The 4,488-nt window shown below is 65.2% G+C and carries 5 protein-coding genes and 1 pseudogene; 4 read left to right on the forward strand and 2 right to left on the reverse strand.

Annotated elements, in window-relative coordinates; translation table 11 throughout:
• From DW754_RS11015 to DW754_RS10670, 4 genes and pseudogenes are all read left to right on the forward strand, one after another.
• Nucleotides 1–418: pseudogene (locus DW754_RS11015) on the forward strand (lantibiotic ABC transporter permease); the annotation flags it as partial.
• A 16-nt stretch (nucleotides 419–434) separates the two neighbouring features.
• The gene (locus tag DW754_RS10660) at nucleotides 435–659 is read left to right on the forward strand and encodes a hypothetical protein (protein WP_147330273.1); all 225 of its coding nucleotides are present in this window, start codon (nucleotides 435–437) and stop codon (nucleotides 657–659) included.
• Between the two features lie 45 nt (nucleotides 660–704).
• Nucleotides 705–1,367 (forward strand): response regulator transcription factor, encoded by a 663-nt coding sequence (locus tag DW754_RS10665; protein ID WP_117717073.1) that lies wholly within the window; start codon nucleotides 705–707, stop codon nucleotides 1,365–1,367.
• A 26-nt stretch (nucleotides 1,368–1,393) separates the two neighbouring features.
• Nucleotides 1,394–2,791 carry a sensor histidine kinase KdpD gene (locus DW754_RS10670; RefSeq protein WP_117833503.1) on the forward strand — a complete coding sequence of 466 codons (1,398 nt, stop codon included), beginning with the start codon at nucleotides 1,394–1,396 and terminating at the stop codon, nucleotides 2,789–2,791.
• Between the two features lie 12 nt (nucleotides 2,792–2,803).
• On the opposite strand, the gene DW754_RS10675 is transcribed toward DW754_RS10670, so the two are convergent.
• Together DW754_RS10675 and DW754_RS10680 are read right to left on the reverse strand one after the other, a co-directional pair.
• Nucleotides 2,804–2,998, reverse strand: a complete 195-nt coding sequence (locus DW754_RS10675) for a ribbon-helix-helix domain-containing protein (RefSeq protein WP_117717075.1) — start codon at nucleotides 2,996–2,998, stop codon at nucleotides 2,804–2,806.
• Nucleotides 2,999–3,549: 551 nt separating this feature from the next.
• The gene (locus DW754_RS10680) at nucleotides 3,550–4,176 is read right to left on the reverse strand and encodes a DUF1648 domain-containing protein (protein ID WP_117638280.1); all 627 of its coding nucleotides are present in this window, start codon (nucleotides 4,174–4,176) and stop codon (nucleotides 3,550–3,552) included.
• Nucleotides 4,177–4,488: the final 312 nt, after the last annotated feature.

The raw sequence follows: 4,488 nt of genomic DNA on the forward strand, positions 1-4,488 counted from the left end.
CGTCGCCGGACGCCTGCCGCTCGGGCCCGCTCCGCTTGCGGCCGCCTGGGCGGGCATCGTGCTGGGCAGCTTGCCCCTCTACGCGCTGGGGCTCGGCGTGGCCCTGCGCCTCGGCCGCAACGCCGCCATCGGCGGCGGCGCGGCGGGGACGCTCCTCGCGTTCTTCTCGGTGGGCGGACTTGCACACGGCCTCATGACCGGCGAGCTCACCGGTGCCCTGGCGACGCCCCTGGGCTGGGTGCCGCTCGCCTGGCCCGCGCGCCTGGGGTCGCTCGTGGTGGAGGCCTTCATCGACGCCGCACGCGCGGCGGGCCCTCTCCTCACGACTGCGCTCGCTGGCCTCGCGCTCACCCTGGCAGCCGCCGCCGTCCTTCTCGCCTGGTTCTGCCGCTTCGAGGACGGGAGGGCAGATGCGTAGGAAGGCGCTCGCCGCCATGCTCGTCCTCCTCTCCGCAGCGCTCGTCCTGGGTGGGAATGCCCTGCTCGACGCTGCGGACGACAGGGGCAATGTCCGAGAGCTCCAGCTCATCTTCTTCGGGCGGGAGTCGGACGGCGAGGGCTGGCTCGAGATCGAGGCGCGCGGCGGCTCGGGCGTGCGCTACCACGCGTGCGACGCGGCCGAGGCGCCCGCGGCTGCGCGCAGGGCTCTGGACCGCTGAGTGCGGCGCTAGTACAATTCCGACGAGAGTTTCAGGAGGTCGAACATGGCGAGGATACTGGCAGTGGATGATGAACGGGCGATCCTCGACGCGCTCGCGCGCGTCCTCGGCCGCGACGGCCATGAGGTCGTCAGGGCGGCCGACCCGACGACAGTCCCGGGGATGGACCTCTCGCGCTTCGACCTCGTGCTCTGCGACGTCATGATGCCGGGGCTCGACGGCTTCGAGCTCGTGCGGCAGATCCGCCCGGACTTCGACGGGCCCATCGTCTTCCTGACCGCGCGCGTGGCCGAGGAGGACGCCGTGGCCGCCTACGGCCTGGGCGCCGACGACTACGTCCGCAAGCCCTTCGGGGCCGCGGAACTGCGCGCCAAGGTCGCGGCCCATCTACGCCGTGAGCGCCGGCCGCGCTCGCACGCCCTCTCCTTCGGGGAGGTGCGGATCGACCTCGGGGCGCGCGACCTCGCCGTGGGCGGCGAGACCGTGCCGCTCACTCCCACCGAGTACGCCATCTGCGAGTACCTCGCGCGCCACCCCGGGCAGGTCATGAGCCGCGCGCAGATACGCGAGGCGGTGCTCGGCTGGGAGAGCGACGCCGACGACGCGGCCATATCCATGCAGGTCAGCCGCGCCCGGAGGAAACTCTCCGAGGCCGGCGCCGATCCGATCGCGACCGTCTGGGGGATGGGGTACAAGTGGCAGCTCTGAGGACCGGGGCGCGAGGTCGCGGGGGCATGCCGCTCTCCTTCGTCATCGCGCGCTACTTCGCCTACGCGTTCGCGGCGGTCGCCACGGCGTGGCTCGCCTCGTTCATGGCGCTCTCCGCGGCGATCAATGTGGGCTTCGTCTACGAGGCAAGCTGGGGGCCGGCCAATGCACGCGAGGTCGCGGAGGGCCTGGCACGCGACGGCGTCTGCGGGCAGCAGGACGTGCCGACGGCGTACCGCTACCTCATCCTGAACAAGGACGGATACGTGCTGATGACAGACCTCGAGGGCACGCGGCTCGAGGACGCGACGGAAATGGCCCGTACGGCACTCGCCGCTGATCCGGGCACAGTGGAGATCGAGGGCGGGGGCTCGGGCCTCACCTACGCCGCGTTCCCGCTCAAGGACGGCGGGGCATGCGCGCTCGTCAGCGAGTACCTGCCGCAGTGGGTCTCGCGCGATCTCGCCGGCCTGCTTCCCAACCCGCAGAACCTCATGCTCGTCGGCGTCGCGGCGGGAAGCGCGCTCGCGCTCGCGCTCGTGGCGCGCCGCGCGAGCCGCGTGATCTCGCGCAAGATGGCGCCGCTCGCGGAGGCGGCGGGGCGCGTCGGCGCGGGGGAGCTCGACTTCGCGGTCGGCAGCACCAACGTGCGCGAGGTGAACGACGTCCTCGCCGCGATGGACGCCATGCGGGCCTCCCTCGCCGAGTCGCTCGAGGCCCGCTGGGCCGCGGAGCGGGGGCAGCGCGAGCAGGTGGCGTCGCTCGCCCACGATCTCAAGACGCCGCTCACCGTGCTGCGCGCCAACGCCGACTTCGTGGCGGAGGAGCTGGAAGACGAGAAAGACGCCGACCTCGCGGCCGCCGCGCGCGACATAGCCGGCAGTGTCGAAAGGCTCGACGGCTACGTGCGCCTGCTCATCGAGGCCTCGCGCGGGTCCGGCGGGGCGGAGAGGGCCCCCATGCGGCCGGCCGAGCTCTGCGAGCAGGTCCTCGCCGAGGCCGCCCAGATCGCCCGGGCGCGAGGCGTGACGCTCGACGCAGCCACGGGCCCCGCTGTCGCGGGCGCGCCTGAGGCCCCACTCGAACGAACCACCCTGGCGCGAGCCGCCGCGAACCTCGTGGCCAACGCCGCCGAGCACGCGCGCTCGCGCGTGGTGGTCTCCTGCGACGTCGCTGGTGGATACCTCGTCATCGAGGTCGCCGATGACGGACCGGGCTTTTCTCCCGCCGCCCTCGAACGCGGCTGCGAGCGCCTCTTCACAGACGACTCCTCTCGCTCCTCGCGCGACGGAGGCCGCCATTACGGGCTCGGCCTCCACGTCGCCTCCGAGGCCGCGAGCGCCCACGGGGGCTCCGTCTCGCTCGCCAACAGCCCCTCGGGCGGCGCGGTGGCCACCATCGCGGTCCCCCTGTGCGGGGCCTGACGAATCAGGCCCTCACACTGGCATACCTCGCAACCAAACGCTTCCCGGATAATTCATGAGGCCGTACTCGTATTCGAGCCTGCCTATCTCTGCGGCAAGCGCCTCCGTCATGTAGAAGGTTTTCGTGCGGCCCGTCGACTTCGCCAGGCGGTCGTACCTGTTCGCGAGGTCCTCGGGGGTTCTCAGGGCTGCGGTGGCGGTTGCCATGATGCACCTCCCGGTTAGATGTAATACGTGTATTACTTTCTATCACATCACCCGAACCCCGCACCGGCGTACGGTCGTATCTGCTATTTTACCTTACATTTTGTCAACCGGCCCATGCTCGGCTTGTTCAGCCAGATTAAATCAACTGTTAAATCAATCCAGGCCTGTAGGGGGCGGTGGAAATCTTTCGAGGACTGGGGGCGCCGTCCCTGGGTCGGCTCCTCGATGGCCGCGGCTGAATTCCCCTGCCATCGGCTGCGTGGGTTCCGGCACGGGGCTCTGGCGCTGCTCGAACTGGGCGCAAGACTCGGCTGTTGGTCGTACCGGACGGCATACGTTTTGAGACCGGCAAGCTGATGCCGGCTCGAGGACAGCGGTCCGGTGCACCGGGCCGATCGATAGCGGTCTCAGGTTCACAGCGCAGCTTCTCAGGGCTCGCATATATAGGAAGACTTGATTGGCAATCGATTTTAATGAAGTCGGCAGCGCATGTCAGAGTTTTCAACAAATTTAACATGCCACCCTTTATATCCGCACGCGCGTAATTCAACTCATAAGGACCGGCTATCCCTTACCAGTGACACAATCTCAAACGCACAGAACAGAATCATCAGTCCAATCATCGCATAAGAGGCAGCCGAACCTTCAAGCACTATTCCACAAAGAACAATCTCCGCGCCGCCAATAAGAACTGTTATCAGGCGCTCTGCCTTTTTGCTCTCGCCGCTCGCATAAAAAGGCGGCAAAGCGCACAAGATCACATATAGCCCGGGAAGGGAATACAGGATCGATAGTCCAAGCCCCCCATCAACCGCAGTGCTTTGCGTAAGAATCAACTGAACCCAAACGGCAATTATCACTGAGCAGGTTGTCGATAAAAGAAGACTAGAAATATAGCACGCAACAAAGTCCCGTCGCATTCGAACAGAGAAATCCGCGAACTCTCTTCGCCGCGTGGAAACAATAAGGTACACAGAAATTGCAATAGAACCAATCAGGGAAAACAGCGGAACAACCAGCAATTCAAGCTTATTACCCCATCGATCAACCACACCCCCACTCCAATGAGCGGGAATTGTATCAGGGAGGACTGACCAAGCCGCCCATAGAATCAGAAATGGAAGAATAGAGAGGATGAAAGATGATAACACTGCAGTAATTTTTTTTGAGGCTCTCATCGATTCCGCATCTCCTTGCGCGCCCACATTCCACTCCGCCTTAAATCAAGTATACGTTTTGAGACCGGCAAGCTGATGCCGGCTCGAGGACAGCGGCCCGGTGCACCGGGCCGATCGATAGCAGTCTCAGGTTCACAGCGCAGTTTCTCAGGGCTCGCATATATAGGAAGACTTGATCGGCAATCGATTTTAATGAAGTCGACAGCGCATGTCAGAGCTTTCAGCAAACCGCAGGTAAATTCGTATACCAAAAATTGGTACCTTGATTATCGACTTTATCCGAACACCTCCCACATTCATCCGTACATGTAC

This window comes from Collinsella sp. AM29-10AC (genome assembly GCF_003469085.1).
GTDB lineage: Bacteria > Actinomycetota > Coriobacteriia > Coriobacteriales > Coriobacteriaceae > Collinsella.